Origin of the sequence: Marinobacter vulgaris (genome assembly GCF_003344045.1) — a bacterium.
GTDB classification, from domain to species: Bacteria; Pseudomonadota; Gammaproteobacteria; order Pseudomonadales; family Oleiphilaceae; genus Marinobacter; species Marinobacter vulgaris.
Map to the genome: position 1 here is coordinate 306,600 of NZ_QFWX01000001.1, position 18,154 is coordinate 324,753.

The following is an 18,154-nucleotide window of genomic DNA, read 5'->3' on the forward strand; positions in this document are numbered from 1 at the left end:
GGAGTTTAGTAGGTTCGGCCGTTTCCGTCACCTGTCGTTGCGCCGTCCTGTGAGCCGTATCCACTCTTCCCGCTGTTCCGGTTCGTCCATGACAAACCAGGGCTCGTAGGCTTCCATGACCTCGCGGGCCTGGTTGGAGAGTATTCCGGACAACACGATATCGCCGCCGGGTTTCACCTTCGCCGCCAGGCTGGGCGCGAGTCCGATCAGTGGCTGGGCCAGGATATTGGCCAGCATCACATCTGCCATGGTATCCGGTTCATCGGCAGGCAGGAAAAGGTCCAGCCGGTCTTCTTCAACCCTGTTGCGGCGCGCATTTTCGCGGCTGGCTTCCAGTGCCTGGGGGTCGGTGTCAACGCCGATGACGTGATCGGCACCCAGCAGCAGGGCTGCCAGGCCGAGAATGCCGGAGCCGCAACCATAGTCAATCACCTGGCGTGATTCCACGTCATGACCATCCAGCCATTCCAGGCACAGTGCGGTAGTAGGGTGGGTCCCGGTGCCAAACGCCAGCCCCGGATCCAGCAGCAGGTTGGCGGCGTGGGGGTCGGGGGCGTCATGCCAGCTGGGGACGATCCACAGGCGCTCGCCAAAGCGAAGCGGCTTGAAATCCTCCATCCATTCCCGTTCCCAGTCCTTGTCCTCCACCAGGGTAACGTCGATGTCCGGCAATGACTGCTGGGTCTGCTGATGCCAGGCGTCCTTGACCGCAGCGCAGAGCTCTTCAATATCCCGCTCGGAACCGAACAGACCGGTTACACTGGTCTGGTGCCAGAGAGGTGTCGTGCCCGGATCAGGCTCGTACAACGGCTGGTCTGCGGCATCTTCCATGGAGACGGCTTCAGCGCCCATCTCCATCAGCAGATCCTCAAGCTGGTCCGCGTTGTCGGGATCAGCCGGGATCTGTAGTTGTATCCAGGGCATGTAGGCGTCCTGTTGGGTAGACGAATAGACTTTACGGGTCAGTCCCGTATCAGTTTTTCCAGATAATGAATGGTGAAGTCTACCTGTTTGAAGCCGCCATCGCGCACCAGTTTGCGGTGCAGTGCCTGATTGGTCTTGATGCCTTCCACCACCAGTTCGTCCAGCGCGTTTTTCATGCGGCGACGGGCAATTTCCCGGTCGTCGCCCCAGGTGATCAGCTTGGCCACCATGGAATCGTAGAAAGGCGGCACCGTGTAGCCACTGTAAAGGTGCGAGTCGACCCGTATGCCGTTACCTCCCGGAGCGTGGAAGTGCTTGACCTTGCCGGGGCTGGGCACAAAGGTTTGCGGGTCCTCGGCGTTGATGCGGCATTCCAGGGCATGGCCGGAGATCTTGATCTCGTCCTGGGTGTACTGCAGGGGCAGGCCGCTGGCAATACGCAACTGCTCGCGCACGATGTCGACGCCGGTCACCATCTCCGATACCGGGTGCTCCACCTGCACCCGGGTATTCATCTCGATAAAGTAGAAGGCGCCGTCCTGGTAGAGGAACTCGAACGTGCCGGCTCCGACGTAGCCGATTTTTTTACAGGCATCGACACAGGCCTTGAGGGTTTTTTCCCGGGCTTCCGCGTCAATATTTGGTGCTGGCGCTTCTTCCAGTACCTTCTGGTGGCGGCGCTGCATGGAGCAGTCCCGGTCACCCAGGTGAATGACATTGCCGTGGGTGTCGGCCAGGACCTGGACCTCCACGTGGCGGGGTCGCTCCAGGTATTTCTCGAGGTAGACCGTGGCATCGCCAAAGGTGTTCTTCGCTTCGGTCTGGGTGATCTGCACGCTTTTGAGGAGCGCCGCCTCGGAGTGAACGACCTGCATGCCACGGCCACCGCCACCGGATGCCGCCTTGATGATCACCGGATAGCCGATGCGCCTGGCCACTTCCAGGGTGCGCTCGTCATCGTCTGTCAGCGGGCCATCTGAGCCGGGAACGGTGGGCACGCCGGCCTCGATCATGGAGTTGATGGCAGAGACCTTGTTGCCCATCAGGCGGATGGTTTCAGCCCTGGGGCCGATGAAGCGGAAGCCGCTTTTTTCCACCTGTTCAGCAAAATCCGCGTTTTCGGCCAGAAAGCCGTACCCGGGGTGAATGCCGACGGAATCCGTGACTTCCGCGGCGCTGATAATCGTGGGGATGTTCAGGTAACTTTCAGCCGCACTGTTGGGGCCGATGCAGACGGACTCATCCGCCAGGCGTACATGCATCAGTTCGCGGTCAATCTGCGAATGGACGGCCACGGTCTTGATCCCCAGCTCCTTGCAGGCGCGCAGAATGCGCAGGGCGATCTCGCCGCGATTTGCGATCAGAACTTTTTCTAACATTGCCATGAGAGTATCACCGGGTTCAGGAAATGATGATCATCGGCTGGTCAAACTCGACCGGCTGTCCGTTCTCGACCAGGATCTCGGCGACGGTGCCGCTCTTGTCTGCCTCGATCTGGTTCATCATCTTCATGGCTTCGACGATGCACACGACATCGCCGGCTTTCACCGACTGCCCGACTTCCACGAAGGCCTTGGTAGTGGGTGACGGCGAGCGATAGAAGGTGCCTACCATCGGCGACTTGACCGCATGGCCGGTGGGCTCTGCCGGCTTGGCCGGTTCATCTGAGGCCGGCGCGGGCGGTGGTGGGGTTGAGGAGGTCTGGGGCGCAGGATACTGGGCCATATACTGGGGCGCAGCCAACTGTTCACGACGGCGAGATATGCGAACCGAATCATCACCCTCGTGAATCTCCAGCTCCTCGACGTCGGATTCCTCCAGCAGCTCGATAAGTTTCTTGATCTTGCGAATGTCCATAGTCAGTCCGATCCCGTTTTAATCAGTTCTCTCGATGAATTCGTTGCAGGGCCGCTTCGAGTGCAAGGTCGTACCCCAGGCTGCCCAGCCCGCAGATAACGCCATCGGCGATATCAGAAAAATAAGAGTGATGGCGGAAGGCTTCCCGCGCATGCACGTTGGAAAGATGAACCTCGATGAACGGAATGCCCGAAGCCAGGATGGCATCCCGCAGTGCAACACTGGTGTGGGTGAATGCCGCCGGGTTGAAGATGATGAAATCGACCCCTTCAGATCTGGCTTCATGTATCCGCTCAATCAGTTCATATTCCGCGTTTGACTGTAAATGTAGCAGGTGATGGCCAACTTGGGCGGCTTTCTGGTGCAAACGGTCGTCAATATCAGCCAATGATTCATGGCCGTAGACCTCCGGCTCGCGGGTTCCCAGCATGTTGAGGTTGGGGCCATGGAGTACGAGTATGGTCGACATTAATTCGTCTGCCTTGATGACGTTTGCACAGGATCGCCGAATTTAGCGACATTTATCCCCAATGGTGCGGTTTTGAAGTCTTCAGATCAACACTTTTTGACATTCGGCCGTGCGTCGAAAAGTACCCTGTTCTCACAAAGCAACCTTTGTGGCAGGTAATGATATTGTCGTGAAGGGGAGTCAGGAGCGCTATAAGACGTTGGTTTCATAAAACGGCCCCGCGCGCGGGTCGGGCCGTGGATTACCGCCGGTTTCAGTCGCCGGCGGCGGTAACACAGTTCCTGCCCTGTTCCTTCGACCTGTACAGGGCCCTGTCTGCCCGTTCGCAAAGGGCCTGGGAGGTGTCACCTTTCCAGGCGGCGACACCGCAACTGAAAGTAACATTGAACTCCCGGTCGCCCGCCGGTTGCAGCAGCTCCGAAAAGCGTTCGCGGATCTCGTTCAGTACGTTGCGGGCGTCACTCTCGCGGGTGTCCGGCAGGATGATTGCAAATTCCTCACCCCCGTAACGTCCGATGTGGTCCGACTTGCGCAGGCGCTGTTTGAGAAACATGGACAGGCTTCTGAGAACCCGGTCGCCGATGGGGTGTCCGAAGGTGTCGTTCACTTTCTTGAAGTAATCGATGTCGATCATCGCGAAGCACAGCGTCTGATCCTTCTGCCGACACTTCACAATCTCCTGGTCCAGCAGATGCAGAGTGTGGGTATGATTGAACAGTCCGGTCAGGCTGTCGCGGATCATCAGCGCCAGTAAGGAGCGCGCTCGCCTGCCACGGTTGTGGATGGTGGAAATCAGGTGCTTGGGGTCGATGGGCTTGGTCAGGAAGTCATCGCCGCCCAGGCTCATGGCGTGTAGCTGTTTGGTGACGTCTTCCTCCGCGGAAAGATAGATGATCGGCACGCTGTGGAAGCGGTCCTGCTGGCGAATCACCCGTGCGATTTCCATACCGGTGCAGCCCGGCATATACATGTCGAGAATGATGATCTCGGGGGAAAACGACTCCAGCGCACGGATGATTTCCATGGGGTCGGTGATGATGTGGGCGTTCATCCCCGCCTTTTTAAGAACCGTTTCCATGTACTTTGCCTGGGCGCGGGAGTCATCGAGCACCAGTACCTTGTACGGCTCCACCGTGTTGCCGTGGGTATAGGTCTCGATTTTCTCGATCAGCTGGCCGGGATCGACCGCCGGATAGAAGAATTCCTCGCCCCCGCATCGCGAGGCGCGCAGACGCGTTTCAATAGAGCCGTCTTCATCGCTCATGAAAATAATAGGGATGGGGGTGTCGTGACGCTCCTGCAGGCGTTCAATGGTGGCGATGCCACTTAACGGTTCGCCACCGTAGTTGACGTCCATCAGGATGGTTTCGGGCTTGTGAAGGGCGCAAGCTTCGATCAGCTTTTCCGCGGTATGGAATGCTGAGGCGCGGAAGCCGAAAAATTCCAGCTGGCGAATGAGCCGGCTGGCCATTTCCTCGCTGGACAGAGCGATATAGACGGGCGTGCGGCGATACTGCTGGGGAGCTTCGCTGGCGGTCTGGTCCGTGCGTCGGAGGGTGCACCGGGAGAGCTGCTCAATGGCGTCCTGGAGTTTGCGGTCAAGGCCGTCGGGTAGTGGCCGGCCTTCTGGCCATTCATTAATTAGCCCGAGGACCTTTTGCCCCGCGTCGGCATGGCTCTGCATCTCGAATCGTCTGGCATAGCGGACCAGCTTGTCGGCCGCCCTGGCGAAGTCACTCCTGAACGCGGCAGATTCTCTGGCATCCTGGTGGATCTTCCGCCACGTATCCAGGACAACCCGCGCCTGGGTGGTAACACGGCGGGCAAAGTGCTGCCTGAGTTTATATTTCTGGCTTTCGTCGTTCATTGTGCTTCGGCCTGTCTTTTTTGTCGTTCCTGGCCGCCTGTCCCCATTGCAGGCAGATATTTTCAACTTTTGTCGTATAGCAGAGTCTATAGTGTTTGATGTTGTCGGCGCAGGTGACCGGATGTAAATGTTTGTCAATTCTGCGGTGCAGGTCACATCCGCTTCAGAAACCGTTAATCCGGCCAGGGAGATTTTCGTTGCTTGCAGTAAGGCCGCAAATTGCATAAAACTTGCCTTTGCTTCATGGTAGCCAGAGCGCGCACACGGGAAACGATAAACAGGGGAAACACAGCCAATGTCAGGAAAAATCAGACAGTATTTCAGCGACCGCAAAGACGACCTTCGGGATTTTTTCGGAGGCAGTGGCGTGGTCGGAAAATTCATCCTGGCTTTAGTTGTTGTTTATTTGCTGGTCGCGCTGGTGCTGGGAATGATCTGGAGCAGCGAACCCGATGAGTTCTCGGTTCGCGAACATACCCGGGCGGTGGCTAATGAAATGCAGCGAGAGCCTGTCACCGGCTTTGCCACCACTGCGACCATGATTCGCATAGCAGAGACAATGCTCAACAAGCCCGGCGGGTATCTGTCCAACGACATTGCTCCTCCCGGGGTCTGGCTGGATAACATGCCCAACTGGGAATATGGTGTGCTGGTGCAGCTTCGGGACCTGGCCCGTGCAATGCGTAGAGATATCAGCCGCGCCCAGAGCCAGTCTGCGGAAGACCAGGATCTGGTTATTGCCGAGCCACAGCTTCACTTTGACAGTGGCAGCTGGGCACTCCCGTCTACCGAGGCAGAATATCGCAGGGGCATTGAAGCGCTTCGCAGCTACCTTGAGCGCCTTTCCCGCCCTGACCAGCCCGACGCCCAATTCTTCGCCAGAGCCGATAACCTGGCCAACTGGCTGGGGGATCTTGAAACGCGCCTGGGCAGTCTGTCCCGGACCCTCGGCGAGAGTGTCGGCAAGGCGTCGGTCTCTGACGCAGTGTCCAACATCAATCCGGACGATCCGCTTTCCGAAGATGTAATGGGGGAGGAAGTCAAAACCCCATGGACCAAAATTGACGATGTATTTTATGAAGCCCGTGGCAGTTCCTGGGCTCTTCTGCACATCTTCCGCGCCATTGAGGTGGATTTCCGCAAGGTGCTGAACGACAAGAACGCCGTATCCAGCGCCAAACAGATCATCATTGAGCTGGAAGGGGCTCAGGGCGAGATGTGGAGTCCGGTAATCCTCAATGGCAGCGGCTTTGGGGTTCTTGCCAACCATTCACTGACCATGGCGGCATACCTGTCACGTGCCAGTGCTGCAATCAGCGACATGCGTGATTTGCTGAGCCGGGGCTGATACCGGTAAAGCAGATCGCCAAAAAAAACCGGGCAAAATGGCCCGGTTTTTTTGTCTTCGCCTGTAAGCGCTGGTTTTAACCCTTGTAGGCGTCCACGGCAGCTTGAATGGCTTGCTTGGCCGCGGCCGCATTGCCCCAGCCCTGAACCTTGACCCACTTGCCCGGCTCGAGAGTCTTGTAGTTCTCGAAGAAGTGGTGGATCTGGTCCCGCAGCAGTTCCGGCAGGTCGTCGATTTCCTGCACGTTGTGGTACGAGGTGGTCAGCTTGTCGTGGGGAACGGCAACAAGCTTGGCGTCGCCGCCGGCCTCGTCTTCCATGTTCAGTACGCCAACCGGGCGACAGCGAATAACGGAACCTGCCTGTATGGCATAGGGAGTCACAACCAGTACGTCGATCGGGTCGCCGTCATCGGCAAGGGTGTGAGGGATGAAGCCGTAGTTGGCCGGGTAGAACATGGGGGTAGCCATAAAGCGGTCTACCAGCAGCGCGCCCATGTCCTTGTCCAGCTCGTACTTGACCGGGGAACTGTTGGCCGGGATTTCGATGGCCACGTAGATGTCTTCTGGCGGGTTCTTGCCAACCGGGATGTTATCGAAGTTCATGAGTGATCCTTCCTGAAGTGCGTTTAACTGCGTTTAAAAAGTGGTCGCAATTATACGGGACATTGATGTGGATCGAAACTAAACGTTGGTCTTGCTACAACCGCATCTGCTTGGCAATCAATTCCTTCATGATCTCGTCGGTACCGCCACCGATCGACAGTATCTTGCCGTCCCGGTAAAGCCGCTCAACCACGGATTCCCGCATATAACCCATGCCGCCGTGGATCTGGACGGCTTCCCGGGTAACTTTTTCGCACACGTCCACCGCGAAGTTCTTTGCCATGGCCACCTGTTTGATCGGATTCTTGCCGGCCTGCATCAGCGCGGCACAGCGGTAGGTGTACTCCCGCGCCACATCCACCTGGGTAGCCATGTCCACCAGCTTATGGCGCGTCACCTGAAAGCCTTTGACAGGGCGACCAAACGCCTGCCGCTGCCCGGCCCAGGCCATGGCGGCCTCGAGGGCAATCTCGGCGGTCATATAGGCCATGATCGACAGACTCAGCCGCTCGAACAGGAAATTGCTCATAATGGCAATAAAACCCGCGTTTTCTGCGCCGATCAGCCGGTTCGCGGGCACCCGGCAGTCTTCGAAAAACAGCTCCGCGGTATCACTGGCCCACCAGCCCATCTTGCGCAGCTTTTTGCCGGTGGAGAAGCCCGGCATGTCACGATCAATAAGCAAAAGGCTGATGCCGCCATGGCCTTCACCGCCAGTGCGAACCGCCACCGTGTAATGGTCGGCGCGAATACCGCTGGTGATGAAAGTCTTGCTGCCATTGACGATGTAGTGATCGCCATCCCTGACTGCCCGCGTCTTGAGACTGGCCACATCCGAGCCCCCGCCAGGCTCGGTGACCGCCAGTGCGGCAATTTTCTCACCGCGCAATACCGGAGGCACAATGGCCTCCTTGATCTCTGGCCGGGCCCATTTCGCCACCGGCGGCAGGCCGATATCCAGTGACCCCAGGCCTGCCACCAGCCCCCCTGAGGTCGAACGCATCAGTTCCTCTGAAACGGCGACCTTCATGAACACATCGCCTTCACCGACGCCACCCAGGCTTTCCGGAAAACCCACCCCAAGAAGCCCCGCATCTCCGGCTTTTTTGTAGAGCTCCCGGGGAAACTCCCCGGCTTCTTCCCAGTCGTCTATGTAAGGCAGAACGTGGGTGGCAATAAACTTGCGCGCACTCTGGCGAACCTGCTCATGGGTTCCGTTGAAGTAATCGGACACGGTAAAGCTCCCTGTGATCAAAATCATGGAAGCAGTCTTACCCAGATTGAATAACCAAGCAAGCGCTTGGTAAAGAGAGATCCAAAAAAGTCAGGGTCGCGAAGAGGTGGGCTCATCAGGGGACGTCAAAAACAAGGATGTTTTTGTCGAGCGTACAGGGACGTATTCACAGCGTGCCCCTGATGAGCCCACCTCTTCGAGGCTTACCCGAGCTAGCCGTCTTCGCGGGAAATGGTCTTAACGCCGTCATCGGTTCCCAGCAACAGCAAATCCGCAGGCCGCCGGGCAAACAGCCCGTTGGTGACAATACCCACAATGTTGTTCAGCTTCTCTTCCACCTGAATTGGCCGGGAAATATCCAGGTTATGGATATCGAGAATAACGTTGCCGTTGTCAGTCGTGAAACCCTCGCGGTACACCGGGTCGCCGCCCAGCTTCACGATTTCGCGGCCGACATAGCTGCGGGCCATGGGCACGACCTCCACCGGCAGCGGAAACGTCCCGAGGATGCCCACCTTTTTCGATTCGTCCGCAATACAGATAAAGGTTTTGGATGCCGCCGCTATGATCTTCTCGCGGGTGAGGGCGCCGCCACCGCCCTTGATAAGCTCCAGGTGTTCATTGGTCTCGTCCGCACCGTCCACATAAAACTCGAGAGGTGCAGCACTGTTCAGGTCGTACACCGGAATACCGTGACTCTTGAGCCGCTCCGCCGTGGCATCGGAACTGGCAACCGCACCGTCGAAGTCATTACGCATTTCGGCCAGCAGGTCGATAAAACAGTTAGCGGTGCTGCCAGTGCCTACGCCAATAATGCTGTCCTGGTCGAGATGGGGCCTGATATAGTCCAGTGCAGCCTGGGCGACGGCTTTTTTCAGTTCGTCCTGATTCATCGTGAGAGCTCCGTTTTTGAAAAAATGGTCACAGCACCTTTCATTATAGCGCCTCCGACCGGCCAGCTTATAGACGAAACCCCGGCAAAGTTTCTACACTGTGCGTTTTTCCAACAAAACATCAACCTCCGGACGGAACCATGCCGCAACGCTATATAAAGAAAATCCTCGATGCCCGTGTTTACGATGTGGCCATCGAGACCCCGCTGACCGAGGCCCGCAGCCTCTCGAAGCGCTTTGGCAACAACATACTGCTCAAGCGCGAAGATCTTCAGCCGGTATTTTCTTTCAAGATTCGTGGCGCCTATAACCGGATTGCCCAGCTTTCGGAGGAGCAGAAAGCCAAAGGTGTGATTTGTGCTTCTGCCGGCAATCATGCCCAGGGCGTGGCCCTGGCTGCCAAGAACCTCGGCATCAAGGCGGTGATCGTCATGCCCCAGACCACCCCGGAAATCAAAGTGCGCTCGGTACGGGATCATGGCGCCAAAGTGGTTCTGCGAGGCGATGCCTTTGACGAAGCGGCAGCCCATGCCCAGGAGCTGATCCAGAAACACGGTTACACCTACATCCCCCCCTACGACGATCCCGACGTGATTGCCGGCCAGGGGACGGTGGCCATGGAAATCATGTGGCAGTTCAGCAAGCCCATCCACGCCATCTTCATCTGTGTAGGCGGCGGCGGGCTGATTGCCGGCATGGCCGCCTATATCAAATACCTGCGGCCTGAAATCAAGGTGATTGGTGTTGAGCCGGAGGATTCCAACTGCCTGCAGGCGGCGCTGAAAGCCGGCAAGCGCGTGATACTGGACGAAGTGGGAATCTTTGCGGACGGTGTGGCCGTCAAGCAGATCGGCAAGTATCCCTGGGAAATCTGCAAGGATCACGTGGACGAGGTCATTACCGTCTCCACCGACGAGATCTGCGCCGCCATAAAGGATGTGTTCGAGGATACCCGGTCCATCGCCGAGCCCGCTGGTGCTTTGGGTGTGGCGGGTCTCAAGAAGTACATCGAGCGGGAGAAGATTGAGAACGAGAACCTGGTGGCCACCCTCAGCGGCGCCAATATGAACTTCGACCGCCTGCGCTATATATCCGAGCGCACGGAAATCGGGGAAAAACGCGAAGCGATCCTGGCGGTCACCATCCCCGAGAAGCCGGGTGCCTTCAAAACCTTTATCAACGCCCTGCACAAGCGCAGTATCACCGAGTTCAACTACCGCTACGCCGATGCCACCAACGCCACCATTTTCGTAGGCATCCAGATCCAGGCTGGTGGCCACGGCCGCGAAGACCTGGTGCAGGAGCTGCGCGAAACAGGCTATGCCGTTGTTGACCTGACCGACAGCGATCTGGCCAAGCAGCACATCCGTCACATGGTAGGCGGCCATGCCCCGACCATCACCAACGAAAAAGTCTTCCAGTTCGAATTCCCCGAACGCCCCGGTGCGCTGCTGAAATTCCTTATGTCACTGGGCACCCGCTGGAACATCTCCATGTTCCATTACCGGAACCACGGTGCCGCCTATAGCCGGGTGCTGTTGGGCGCTCAGGTGGAGGATGAGGAAGTGCGAGATTTCGAGAAAATGCTCGACAAAGTCGGCTTTCGCTACGAAAACATGACCGATAACGAGGCTTACCAGCTGTTCTTGGGCGCCGGTAATAACAAGCCTTCGTAATCTGGTGCGGGAACCGGGTAGGGAGCCCCCTCCCGAAACACGCTCAAGCACCTCCCTGTGACGCTTGAGCTCCGCCATCCATGGCTCCGCACAGTTTCGGGAGGGGGCTCCCTACCCGGTTCAGCAGACTTTGAGAAAGCTTACCGAACTTTAACCCGTGAAAAATTGTAAAATTCAATATAGGTGTTAGTCTTTTTGCTGATTCTTTAAAACAAGAATATTTCTCTGATTTGAATAGACTTTACTCTCACGGATACCGGAGATTCCCGCCATGGGCCGCAAGCCTGACATTATCCGGATGGTTGTGCTGATTTTTGCCGTTGGCCTTGTGGTCACTGGCTTCACATCGCTTCAGGCATCTGATGATGAGCCCACCGCTTCCGAGACCGAAGCGGTTATCGTGTCCGCTGTCAGGAACTGAACGCTACCGCCCGCTTTTCGCTTTCATGCGGTAACGTCTGTTGTCAGTCACCACGCTGTGCAGGGGGATATCCCAGGGCTCCAGTGGTAATTCCGATACCTTCTGACATTCATGGGCCAGGCCGATCAGCTTGGGCGCCAGCCGTGGCCGACTGCGGGTAAAGGCAAACGTGCGATCGTAGAAGCCCCCGCCCATTCCGAGCCTGCCTCCGAACCGGTCAAAACCTACCAGTGGGAACAGCACCGCATCCAGCGCCCATGGTGGCCGCCTCAGCCCCTCGTGAAAAGGGGGTTCGGGGATGCCGAAACGGTTGGGCGTCAGCGGCGTGCTGTCGGTGTAGGCGCTGAACACGAGTCTGCCGTGGTGGACCGGGTGCAGTACCGGAAGGTAAAAACGGATTCCGCGCTGCCGCGCGATATGGGCATAAACCTCGGGGTCGATTTCGCCGTCGTTGGGCAGGTAGATCGCCACATGGCGGGCGCGGTAAAGATCGGGATGTTGCAGCAGGTTCAGTGCGAGCCGGTCGGCGGCAACATGCTGTTCTTGCACTGACAGTGAACGGCGTTTCTGCCGGAGGCTTTTGCGGAGTCTGCTGCGTGTTTGCGAATTCGGGTGGTCTTCGAAGGGCTGGGGGGAGATAACGTTGGACAAAATAAGCTTCCCGGGCTGCCGTTATCGGATGTGGCCCTTGAACCCATAGTTCAAGGTTGGTGGCCGCTGTGACATATTAGGCTTTCCCCGTAAGGGGACGTGCTCACAATGCCCTGAAGTAGCCACCTGGGTAGTGCGCATCGGCTCGAGGACGAATCCGACCAGCGAACAGCCCAGGAAGTTGTTCTTATTATACGGGCATTGCCGGGGCTGATTGCAACACCTGAATCGGATCCGTGTGTAATGCTTAGTTACCTGAGGATTCACCCAGCGCCGTGTCCAGTTTCTCGTCCATGGCATTGAGAATCGAGCTGGCAGCGCCGGACATGGTGTCCCGCTCCAGGAAATCGTGGGTGATGTTGAGGGCGGCCATTACGGCAATGCGCTCGGTGCCGAAGACCTTACCGCTGGAGCGGATTTCCCGCATTTTTATGTCCAGGTGCCTCGCTGCCTGCAGCAGAGCGTTCTGCTGTTCTTCAGGGCAGGCGACCAGATATTCCTTGTCGAGTATCTTGACTTCGACGGTTGTCGGATGCTGTGGCATCAGTGGTGCTCCAGGGCCCGGAGGCGGCCTATCATGGCTTCGATCTTGTTTTTGGCAAGATCATTCTTGTGCATGAGCTGCGCCCGCTCACGGTTCCAGTCGTCCTGCAGCTCGCGCAGCATCGCGTTGTCACGTTCCAGTTTGCGACAGTGCTCAATCAGCCTGTCGAGCTTGTCCGCCAACGCCTGTAGTTCGGACTGTTCCATGAGTCGTCCAACGCCTGTATCAAAGAGGTGAACTAACTATAAGTGTGGACTGCAAGCTGGTCAATTTACAGGGATGTCATGGCCCATGATGCGTGATGTCCGTCACTCTGGAATAACATGGCCCAGCCCCTGTTTGCGGCTGCCTCGCCAGGCCTGAAGCGCCGGAATCAGACCCACGAGAAACGCAGCGGCCGGGACGCAGGCAATAATCAGCCATTCCATGGCGTTCAGTGGCCGCAGGCCCACCTGAATGCCCCATGTGTCCAGCAGCCATGGGCTGAGCCCGGCAACCCCGGCGGCGCCTGCGACCACTGCAAGCCCGCAGGCTGCCAGCGCCAGTATCACACATTCGATCACGTGCAGCCCGGCAATCAGCATGGGCGAGGCTCCGGTGGCCCTGAGTATGGCGATTTCCTGCCGCCGCTGCGCCTGCAGGGTCAACAGCACCGCCACGAGCCCGATCAGGCTGGTGATCACCACAAAAGCGGTAATGCCAAGCAGGGCTTTTTCGAACTGGCCCATGATCCGCCAGAGCTCGCTGAGCGCTACCCCCGGCAGAATGGCGGTCAGCGGCTCGGTTCCTGACTCGTTGATGTGTCGCTGGACCTGGAAGGTCAGCACTTTGCGATCAATGCCAACGAGCGCAGCGGTGATGGTCTCCGGTGTCAGATCCCGCTTTCTGGCCTGTTCCGGGGTGACCGTCCTTCCCCGGATGGCCACGCCCGACTCCCAGCCGATATGAATGGCTTCCAGTCCGTCCAGGCCGATGTAAACCGCCTGGTCCATGGGAGTGCCGGTGGCCGCGAGAATGCCAGTGACGGTAAACGGAGTGTCCTTGTGATTGGAAAAGCTGGTCCTGCCACCACCATGGGAGAGAACGATGTCATCGCCAAGCTGGTGCCCGTGTTCGCGGGCCACCCGTGCTCCCAGTACCACGTCGAAGACGTCATCGAACCATTCGCCCACTGCCAGTTCCGGCTTCTGGTCGCGGCCATAGCGGAAATGTTCGGGAAACTGTTCGCTGGTGCCCACCACGCGGTGCCCGCGATAGCTGTCCCCCAGGGAGATGGGCACCAGCCAGCCGATGCGCTCATCTTCCTGCAACTGCTGGTAGGTGCTCCAGCGGATGTTGTTGGTGGCATCGCCGATGTGGAAGATGGTGTACAAAAGCAGGTTCAGCTGACCGCTGCGGGCGCCCACGATGAGGTCGGTGCCGGAGACCGTATTGGTAAAAGACTGCTTGACCTCGGTACGGAGGTATTGGACCCCCAGCAACAGGGTAATGCTGAGGGTCAGCGTGAGGGTGACCAGAGCCAGCACTCTGCGCCGGTACCAGAGGCTTGCCATGGCCAGTGAAAACGCCAGCCGCACAGTCATGGGGCCACCTCCAGTGTGATCCGGTGGTCAAACCGCTGCGCCAAGCTCTGATCGTGACTGACAAAAATGACCGAGGAGTGTTTTTCTGCAGCAAGTTCCAGTAGCAGTGCGATGAACCGGTCGCGGTTATCGCTATCCAGGGCCGAGGTGGGTTCGTCTGCCAGGATCAGTTCCGGGGCGCCGGTCAGGGCCCGGGCGGCGGCTACGCGTTGTTGCTGGCCCACACTCAGCCCGGTCACCCTTCGGTGCCAGTGGCTCTGTGGAATGCCCAGGGCGGTCAGCAGCGATTCCGCCTCCTGCTGTGGCGTGGGCATGGCCTGTGACCGACGTTGTTCCGAAAGCCTGCAGGGCAGCATGACGTTGCCCAAGGTGGTGAGGTAGGGCACCAGATTGAACTGCTGGAAAATAACGCCCATGTGGTCGGCCCTGAAGCGATCCCGCTGGCCACTGGTCAGGTTGGCCAGTTCTTTGCCCAGCAACGTCAGCGTGCCGGAGTCCGGCACGATCAGGCCGCTCAGCATGCTCAGCAGGGTGCTCTTGCCGCTGCCACTCGGGCCTCTCAGAAACAGGTGTTCACCGGTATTCAGCGTAATGTCCGGATAGCTAAGGGGCGGCTGGGTGGCGTCCCAGCGAAAGCTCAGGTTGCAGATACGGAGGGCTTGTCTGGGGGCGGTGGAACTATCCGCCGGCAAGTCTGTCTTGCTGGTCATGTCAGGCATCGGTCATCCGGTGTATGATTCTGGCACTGGTTCAGGAGTAATCCGTTTTATGGTTCAACATCTGAAAGTCACTGGACAGCGTAGGCGACTCGCGGTTCCTTTGCCGGCACTTGCCGCCCTGGTGTTCACGGCAGCGTTGAGCGTGGTGGCAGCGGCCAGCGCAGAAGAAGCCTCGGCGGAGATCGACTGGCTCGAACTGATGCCGGAGGAGGATCTCAATCTGCTTGAAAACCTGCCGGAAGTCATCCATGAAGGCGACGGACCTGCGACATTGCCGGACGAAATCATGACCGGGCGTGTGGTCCCGGAGATGGAAGGCAAATCCGGCCGCATTCCGGGCTTTGTGGTGCCGCTGAAAACGACCCAGGATATGCGCATTCTCGAGTTTTTCCTGGTGCCTTACTACGGTGCCTGTATTCATGTGCCACCCCCGCCCCCGAATCAGATCATCCATGTAAAGTACAAAGAGGGCTTCAAGCTGGAAGCCCTGTACGATCCGGTCTGGATCGAGGGGACCCTGCAGATCGACAGAACCGAGAATGACATCGCCTCGTCTTCTTATTCGATCGTTGCCGACAATGTCACGCCCTACGAAGAGTAGGGCGAGTACGGCTTGGCACAGGCTCAGTCGTTCAGGGTGAACGCCCTGGCTGAAGGCGTCAGCCTGGCACTACCCTGACCGGACGGCCCCACCCATTCAACGTTAAGCTCCTCCAGGTTCTGGAACTGCTGCATCAGTGCGGAGGTGAATTCCTCGCCTGTTCCGATGCGGTCGCATTGCAGCTGCTGGGATACGTTGAATTCCCGGTGCGTCGCACCCTCATCGTCGTGCTCGTGCTCGTGCTCGTGCTCGTGCTCGTGGTGGTCATGGCTGTCTTCCTGGTGATGATCGTGATGATCATTCCCGTGCGCTGCCTGCATGTTCCCGCCCAGTTGAACCGTTGCATAGTTCACGCGGCAGTTGGCCGCTTGTATGTTGACCAGCGGCGTTGTCTCCAGCCAGCGATGGATCTCTGCCAACTGGTTTTTTTCGGCTTCTGTGCGTGCTTCGTGCTCGAACCCGGCAAGGTTATAGGCCGGTGAGTTGAACATCAGGTCAACACGGTTGTTCTCCACCGCCATCTGCAAGCGGGCGTGGCCATGTTCGTGGGCACCGGGGTTGTCAGCGGCCAGGACAGCTGGCACCACCGCGCCAGCTGCGATCAGGCTGACAAGTGCCAGCAGCGGTGCTGTGCGGTTCGAATGGCGGGCGTTACTGGACGGCATACGGATGGGCATGGGGCTATGCTCCCGGTAGTTTTGATATGTTATAACATAATTTACTCTTTACCCGTCGGGAATCAAGAGGGCAAGTGCCTTAACCCTGACCGAATGCTAGGATAGGCTTTCATCCACCGATACAGGACCGTCCCGTTTCATGTCCGAAACTGACACCTCCAACGCCCGCGCCGTGGCCTTCGAGCGCTGGGCCAATGTATTCACTGCCCATAAGGCTTTCAGCCATCCGTCGGAGCTTCACGGCGTTCTTTGTGGCCGACTTGCTGCCGGTGCCCGTATAGAAGAAGAGGAATGGCTGGCCATGGTCTGCGAACACATGGGCCTGCCCGCGACCGCGACCGACGAATCTGACGACCTGCGGCAATTCATGGCGTCGGCCTACAGCCAGACACTGGAGCTGCTCAAGGCCACTGACATGAGTTTCCAGCCGCTGTTGCCGGATGATGACTACGCCATTGAACAGCGCCTGGAAGCGCTGACGTCCTGGGTGCGGGGCTTCCTCGAGGGCATGGCGCTGTCGGCAGGCCAGGCTCTGGGCGAGGCGCCGGACGAGATTCGCGAGCTGATTGAAGACCTGGTGGCCATCAGCCAGGTTGCCGACGATGACGAACCGGATGATGAAAGTGAACAGCAATTGATGGAAATAGTCGAATACGTGCGGCTGGGTGCCCTTGCGGTGTTTACCGAGTTCAACCCGCCGGAAAAGCCGGCACCCAACACCCCGACCCTGCACTAGGCAACTTTATCAACCGTGGGAGAGATCATGGCCTCACTGATACCCGTCAAGGAATTCAATGATCGCCGCCGCCGGCTGATGGAGCGGATGGCGCCAGACAGTATCGCCATATTGCCGGCCGCGCCGGAGCGAGTGCGTAACCGGGATGTATTGCATCCGTTTCGCCAGGACAGTGACTTTCATTACCTGACCGGTTTCGGCGAGCCTGAGGCAGTTCTGGTGCTGATCCCGGGCCGTGAGCACGGCGAGTCGGTGCTGTTCTGCAGGGAGCGCAACCCCGAGAAGGAGCTCTGGGATGGTTTCCTGGCCGGCCAGGAGGGGGCCATTGAAACTTTCGGTCTGGACGATGCCTTTCCGATTTCCGACATTGACGACATCCTGCCGGGCATGATCGAGGGCCGCAGTCGGGTGTATTACCCGCTGGGCAAGGACCAGAGCTTTGACACCAAGGTGATGGACTGGGTCAAGGTGATCCGCAGCAAGGTGCGCTCCGGCGCCCACCCTCCCGGGGAATTCGTTGCTCTGGAACACCTGCTCCATGACCTGCGTCTGTACAAGAGCGCGGCCGAGATCAGGGTCATGGCAAAGGCTGGCGAAATCAGCTGCGAAGCCCACAAGCGGGCGATGAAACGTGCCCGCAAGGGCGGCTACGAGTACAACCTGGAAGCGGAGCTGATCCATACCTTCATGGAAAACGGCGCCCGCTCCACGGCCTATCCTTCCATTGTGGGCGGCGGCCAGAACGCCTGCATCCTGCATTACATCGAGAACAGCGCTCCGCTGAACGAAGGCGATCTGGTACTGATTGACGCTGGCTGTGAACTGGAATGCTATGCCTCTGATATCACCCGTACCTTCCCCGTCAGCGGCAGATTCAGCGACGAGCAGCGGGCTTTGTATGAGGTTGTACTGGCAGCACAGTACGCGGCCATAGAACAGGTCCGCCCGGGCAATCACTGGGATCACCCCCACCAGGCCGCGCTGAAAGTGCTTACCCGGGGACTGATCGATCTTGGCCTGCTGAAAGACATCACCGTGGAGCAGGCCATTGAGGAACAGGCATTCAAGCCCTTCTTCATGCACCGTACCGGCCACTGGCTGGGTATGGATGTGCACGATGTGGGTGACTACAAGGTGGGTGACGCCTGGCGTCAGTTGGAGCCGGGCATGGCATTGACAGTTGAGCCGGGACTGTACGTCGCGCCGGATAATACGGACGTGGATGAGCGCTGGCGCGGCATCGGCATTCGTATTGAAGACGACGTGGTGGTGACGAAGGAGGGCTGCCGGGTACTCACCGATGCCGTCCCCAAAACCATCCCGGAGATTGAAACGCTGATGGCCGACTGA

At 58.4% G+C, this 18,154-nt stretch carries 20 protein-coding genes and 1 other RNA gene; 6 read left to right on the top strand and 15 right to left on the bottom strand.

Annotated features, from left to right (window positions below):
• Window positions 1–27 precede the first annotated feature (27 nt).
• From prmA to DIT71_RS01440, 5 genes are all read right to left on the bottom strand, one after another.
• Window positions 28–924 (bottom strand): 50S ribosomal protein L11 methyltransferase, encoded by an 897-nt coding sequence (prmA, locus tag DIT71_RS01420; protein ID WP_114611416.1) that lies wholly within the window; start codon window positions 922–924, stop codon window positions 28–30.
• Between the two features lie 38 nt (window positions 925–962).
• Window positions 963–2,309 (bottom strand): acetyl-CoA carboxylase biotin carboxylase subunit, encoded by a 1,347-nt coding sequence (gene accC / locus DIT71_RS01425; protein WP_114611417.1) that lies wholly within the window; start codon window positions 2,307–2,309, stop codon window positions 963–965.
• A 16-nt stretch (window positions 2,310–2,325) separates the two neighbouring features.
• Window positions 2,326–2,781 (bottom strand): acetyl-CoA carboxylase biotin carboxyl carrier protein, encoded by a 456-nt coding sequence (gene accB / locus DIT71_RS01430; RefSeq protein WP_114611418.1) that lies wholly within the window; start codon window positions 2,779–2,781, stop codon window positions 2,326–2,328.
• A gap of 22 nt (window positions 2,782–2,803) precedes the next feature.
• Window positions 2,804–3,250, bottom strand: a complete 447-nt coding sequence (gene aroQ, locus DIT71_RS01435) for a type II 3-dehydroquinate dehydratase (RefSeq protein ID WP_114611419.1) — start codon at window positions 3,248–3,250, stop codon at window positions 2,804–2,806.
• Between the two features lie 253 nt (window positions 3,251–3,503).
• Window positions 3,504–5,117, bottom strand: coding sequence for a diguanylate cyclase (locus DIT71_RS01440; RefSeq protein ID WP_114611420.1), 1,614 nt, complete (start codon window positions 5,115–5,117; stop codon window positions 3,504–3,506).
• Between the two features lie 295 nt (window positions 5,118–5,412).
• Here DIT71_RS01440 and DIT71_RS01445 point away from each other — a divergent pair, with 295 nt between their 5' ends.
• Complete coding sequence (locus DIT71_RS01445) at window positions 5,413–6,465, top strand: DUF2333 family protein (protein WP_114611421.1); 1,053 nt, start codon at window positions 5,413–5,415, stop codon at window positions 6,463–6,465.
• Between the two features lie 76 nt (window positions 6,466–6,541).
• Here the strand turns inward: DIT71_RS01445 and ppa are convergent, their stop codons facing one another.
• The 3 genes from ppa to rpiA form a co-directional block, all read right to left on the bottom strand.
• Entirely contained in the window at window positions 6,542–7,069 is a 528-nt protein-coding gene (ppa, locus tag DIT71_RS01450; protein ID WP_114611422.1) for an inorganic diphosphatase, read from the bottom strand.
• A gap of 94 nt (window positions 7,070–7,163) precedes the next feature.
• Complete coding sequence (locus DIT71_RS01455) at window positions 7,164–8,330, bottom strand: acyl-CoA dehydrogenase family protein (RefSeq protein WP_227537899.1); 1,167 nt, start codon at window positions 8,328–8,330, stop codon at window positions 7,164–7,166.
• 185 nt (window positions 8,331–8,515) lie between these two features.
• Window positions 8,516–9,196 carry a ribose-5-phosphate isomerase RpiA gene (rpiA, locus tag DIT71_RS01460; RefSeq protein ID WP_114611424.1) on the bottom strand — a complete coding sequence of 227 codons (681 nt, stop codon included), beginning with the start codon at window positions 9,194–9,196 and terminating at the stop codon, window positions 8,516–8,518.
• Between the two features lie 140 nt (window positions 9,197–9,336).
• On the opposite strand from rpiA, the gene ilvA reads away from it, so the two are divergent.
• Both ilvA and DIT71_RS17980 read left to right on the top strand, forming a co-directional pair.
• The gene (gene ilvA, locus DIT71_RS01465; RefSeq protein ID WP_114611425.1) at window positions 9,337–10,872 is read left to right on the top strand and encodes a threonine ammonia-lyase, biosynthetic; all 1,536 of its coding nucleotides are present in this window, start codon (window positions 9,337–9,339) and stop codon (window positions 10,870–10,872) included.
• A 271-nt stretch (window positions 10,873–11,143) separates the two neighbouring features.
• Entirely contained in the window at window positions 11,144–11,293 is a 150-nt protein-coding gene (locus DIT71_RS17980; RefSeq protein ID WP_167507440.1) for a hypothetical protein, read from the top strand.
• 3 nt (window positions 11,294–11,296) lie between these two features.
• Here the strand turns inward: DIT71_RS17980 and DIT71_RS01470 are convergent, their stop codons facing one another.
• The 6 genes from DIT71_RS01470 to DIT71_RS01495 form a co-directional block, all read right to left on the bottom strand.
• On the bottom strand, window positions 11,297–11,944 hold the full coding sequence (locus DIT71_RS01470; RefSeq protein WP_167507439.1) for a 5-formyltetrahydrofolate cyclo-ligase: 648 nt from the start codon (window positions 11,942–11,944) through the stop codon (window positions 11,297–11,299).
• 3 nt (window positions 11,945–11,947) lie between these two features.
• A non-coding RNA gene (gene ssrS, locus DIT71_RS01475) (6S RNA) lies at window positions 11,948–12,127 on the bottom strand.
• 64 nt (window positions 12,128–12,191) lie between these two features.
• On the bottom strand, window positions 12,192–12,488 hold the full coding sequence (locus tag DIT71_RS01480) for a cell division protein ZapA (protein ID WP_114611426.1): 297 nt from the start codon (window positions 12,486–12,488) through the stop codon (window positions 12,192–12,194).
• On the bottom strand, window positions 12,488–12,694 hold the full coding sequence (locus DIT71_RS01485; RefSeq protein ID WP_007153200.1) for a TIGR02449 family protein: 207 nt from the start codon (window positions 12,692–12,694) through the stop codon (window positions 12,488–12,490). The genes DIT71_RS01480 and DIT71_RS01485 overlap by 1 nt, the downstream gene beginning before the upstream one ends.
• 102 nt (window positions 12,695–12,796) lie before the next feature.
• Complete coding sequence (locus tag DIT71_RS01490) at window positions 12,797–14,071, bottom strand: ABC transporter permease (RefSeq protein WP_114611427.1); 1,275 nt, start codon at window positions 14,069–14,071, stop codon at window positions 12,797–12,799.
• Complete coding sequence (locus DIT71_RS01495; RefSeq protein WP_167507445.1) at window positions 14,068–14,781, bottom strand: ABC transporter ATP-binding protein; 714 nt, start codon at window positions 14,779–14,781, stop codon at window positions 14,068–14,070. Before DIT71_RS01495 ends, DIT71_RS01490 begins: the two co-directional genes overlap by 4 nt.
• Window positions 14,782–14,839: 58 nt before the next feature.
• Here DIT71_RS01495 and DIT71_RS01500 point away from each other — a divergent pair, with 58 nt between their 5' ends.
• Window positions 14,840–15,391 (top strand): DUF3299 domain-containing protein, encoded by a 552-nt coding sequence (locus tag DIT71_RS01500; RefSeq protein WP_114611429.1) that lies wholly within the window; start codon window positions 14,840–14,842, stop codon window positions 15,389–15,391.
• Window positions 15,392–15,414: 23 nt separating this feature from the next.
• Here DIT71_RS01500 and DIT71_RS01505 read toward each other — a convergent pair whose 3' ends face one another.
• Window positions 15,415–16,068 (bottom strand): ZrgA family zinc uptake protein, encoded by a 654-nt coding sequence (locus DIT71_RS01505; protein ID WP_114611430.1) that lies wholly within the window; start codon window positions 16,066–16,068, stop codon window positions 15,415–15,417.
• 139 nt (window positions 16,069–16,207) lie between these two features.
• Here DIT71_RS01505 and DIT71_RS01510 point away from each other — a divergent pair, with 139 nt between their 5' ends.
• Complete coding sequence (locus DIT71_RS01510) at window positions 16,208–16,804, top strand: UPF0149 family protein (RefSeq protein ID WP_114611431.1); 597 nt, start codon at window positions 16,208–16,210, stop codon at window positions 16,802–16,804.
• A gap of 27 nt (window positions 16,805–16,831) precedes the next feature.
• Window positions 16,832–18,154, top strand: coding sequence for a Xaa-Pro aminopeptidase (gene pepP, locus DIT71_RS01515; RefSeq protein WP_114611432.1), 1,323 nt, complete (start codon window positions 16,832–16,834; stop codon window positions 18,152–18,154).

Coding starts and splice junctions, on each gene's coding strand:
- prmA (WP_114611416.1), bottom strand. CDS start 924: ATGCCCTGGATACAACTACAGATCCCGGCTGATCCCGACAACGCGGAC.
- accC (WP_114611417.1), bottom strand. CDS start 2,309: ATGGCAATGTTAGAAAAAGTTCTGATCGCAAATCGCGGCGAGATCGCC.
- accB (WP_114611418.1), bottom strand. CDS start 2,781: ATGGACATTCGCAAGATCAAGAAACTTATCGAGCTGCTGGAGGAATCC.
- aroQ (WP_114611419.1), bottom strand. CDS start 3,250: ATGTCGACCATACTCGTACTCCATGGCCCCAACCTCAACATGCTGGGA.
- DIT71_RS01440 (WP_114611420.1), bottom strand. CDS start 5,117: ATGAACGACGAAAGCCAGAAATATAAACTCAGGCAGCACTTTGCCCGC.
- DIT71_RS01445 (WP_114611421.1), top strand. CDS start 5,413: ATGTCAGGAAAAATCAGACAGTATTTCAGCGACCGCAAAGACGACCTT.
- ppa (WP_114611422.1), bottom strand. CDS start 7,069: ATGAACTTCGATAACATCCCGGTTGGCAAGAACCCGCCAGAAGACATC.
- DIT71_RS01455 (WP_227537899.1), bottom strand. CDS start 8,330: ATGATTTTGATCACAGGGAGCTTTACCGTGTCCGATTACTTCAACGGA.
- rpiA (WP_114611424.1), bottom strand. CDS start 9,196: ATGAATCAGGACGAACTGAAAAAAGCCGTCGCCCAGGCTGCACTGGAC.
- ilvA (WP_114611425.1), top strand. CDS start 9,337: ATGCCGCAACGCTATATAAAGAAAATCCTCGATGCCCGTGTTTACGAT.
- DIT71_RS17980 (WP_167507440.1), top strand. CDS start 11,144: ATGGGCCGCAAGCCTGACATTATCCGGATGGTTGTGCTGATTTTTGCC.
- DIT71_RS01480 (WP_114611426.1), bottom strand. CDS start 12,488: ATGCCACAGCATCCGACAACCGTCGAAGTCAAGATACTCGACAAGGAA.
- DIT71_RS01485 (WP_007153200.1), bottom strand. CDS start 12,694: ATGGAACAGTCCGAACTACAGGCGTTGGCGGACAAGCTCGACAGGCTG.
- DIT71_RS01490 (WP_114611427.1), bottom strand. CDS start 14,071: ATGACTGTGCGGCTGGCGTTTTCACTGGCCATGGCAAGCCTCTGGTAC.
- DIT71_RS01495 (WP_167507445.1), bottom strand. CDS start 14,781: ATGACCAGCAAGACAGACTTGCCGGCGGATAGTTCCACCGCCCCCAGA.
- DIT71_RS01500 (WP_114611429.1), top strand. CDS start 14,840: ATGGTTCAACATCTGAAAGTCACTGGACAGCGTAGGCGACTCGCGGTT.
- DIT71_RS01505 (WP_114611430.1), bottom strand. CDS start 16,068: ATGCCCATCCGTATGCCGTCCAGTAACGCCCGCCATTCGAACCGCACA.
- DIT71_RS01510 (WP_114611431.1), top strand. CDS start 16,208: ATGTCCGAAACTGACACCTCCAACGCCCGCGCCGTGGCCTTCGAGCGC.
- pepP (WP_114611432.1), top strand. CDS start 16,832: ATGGCCTCACTGATACCCGTCAAGGAATTCAATGATCGCCGCCGCCGG.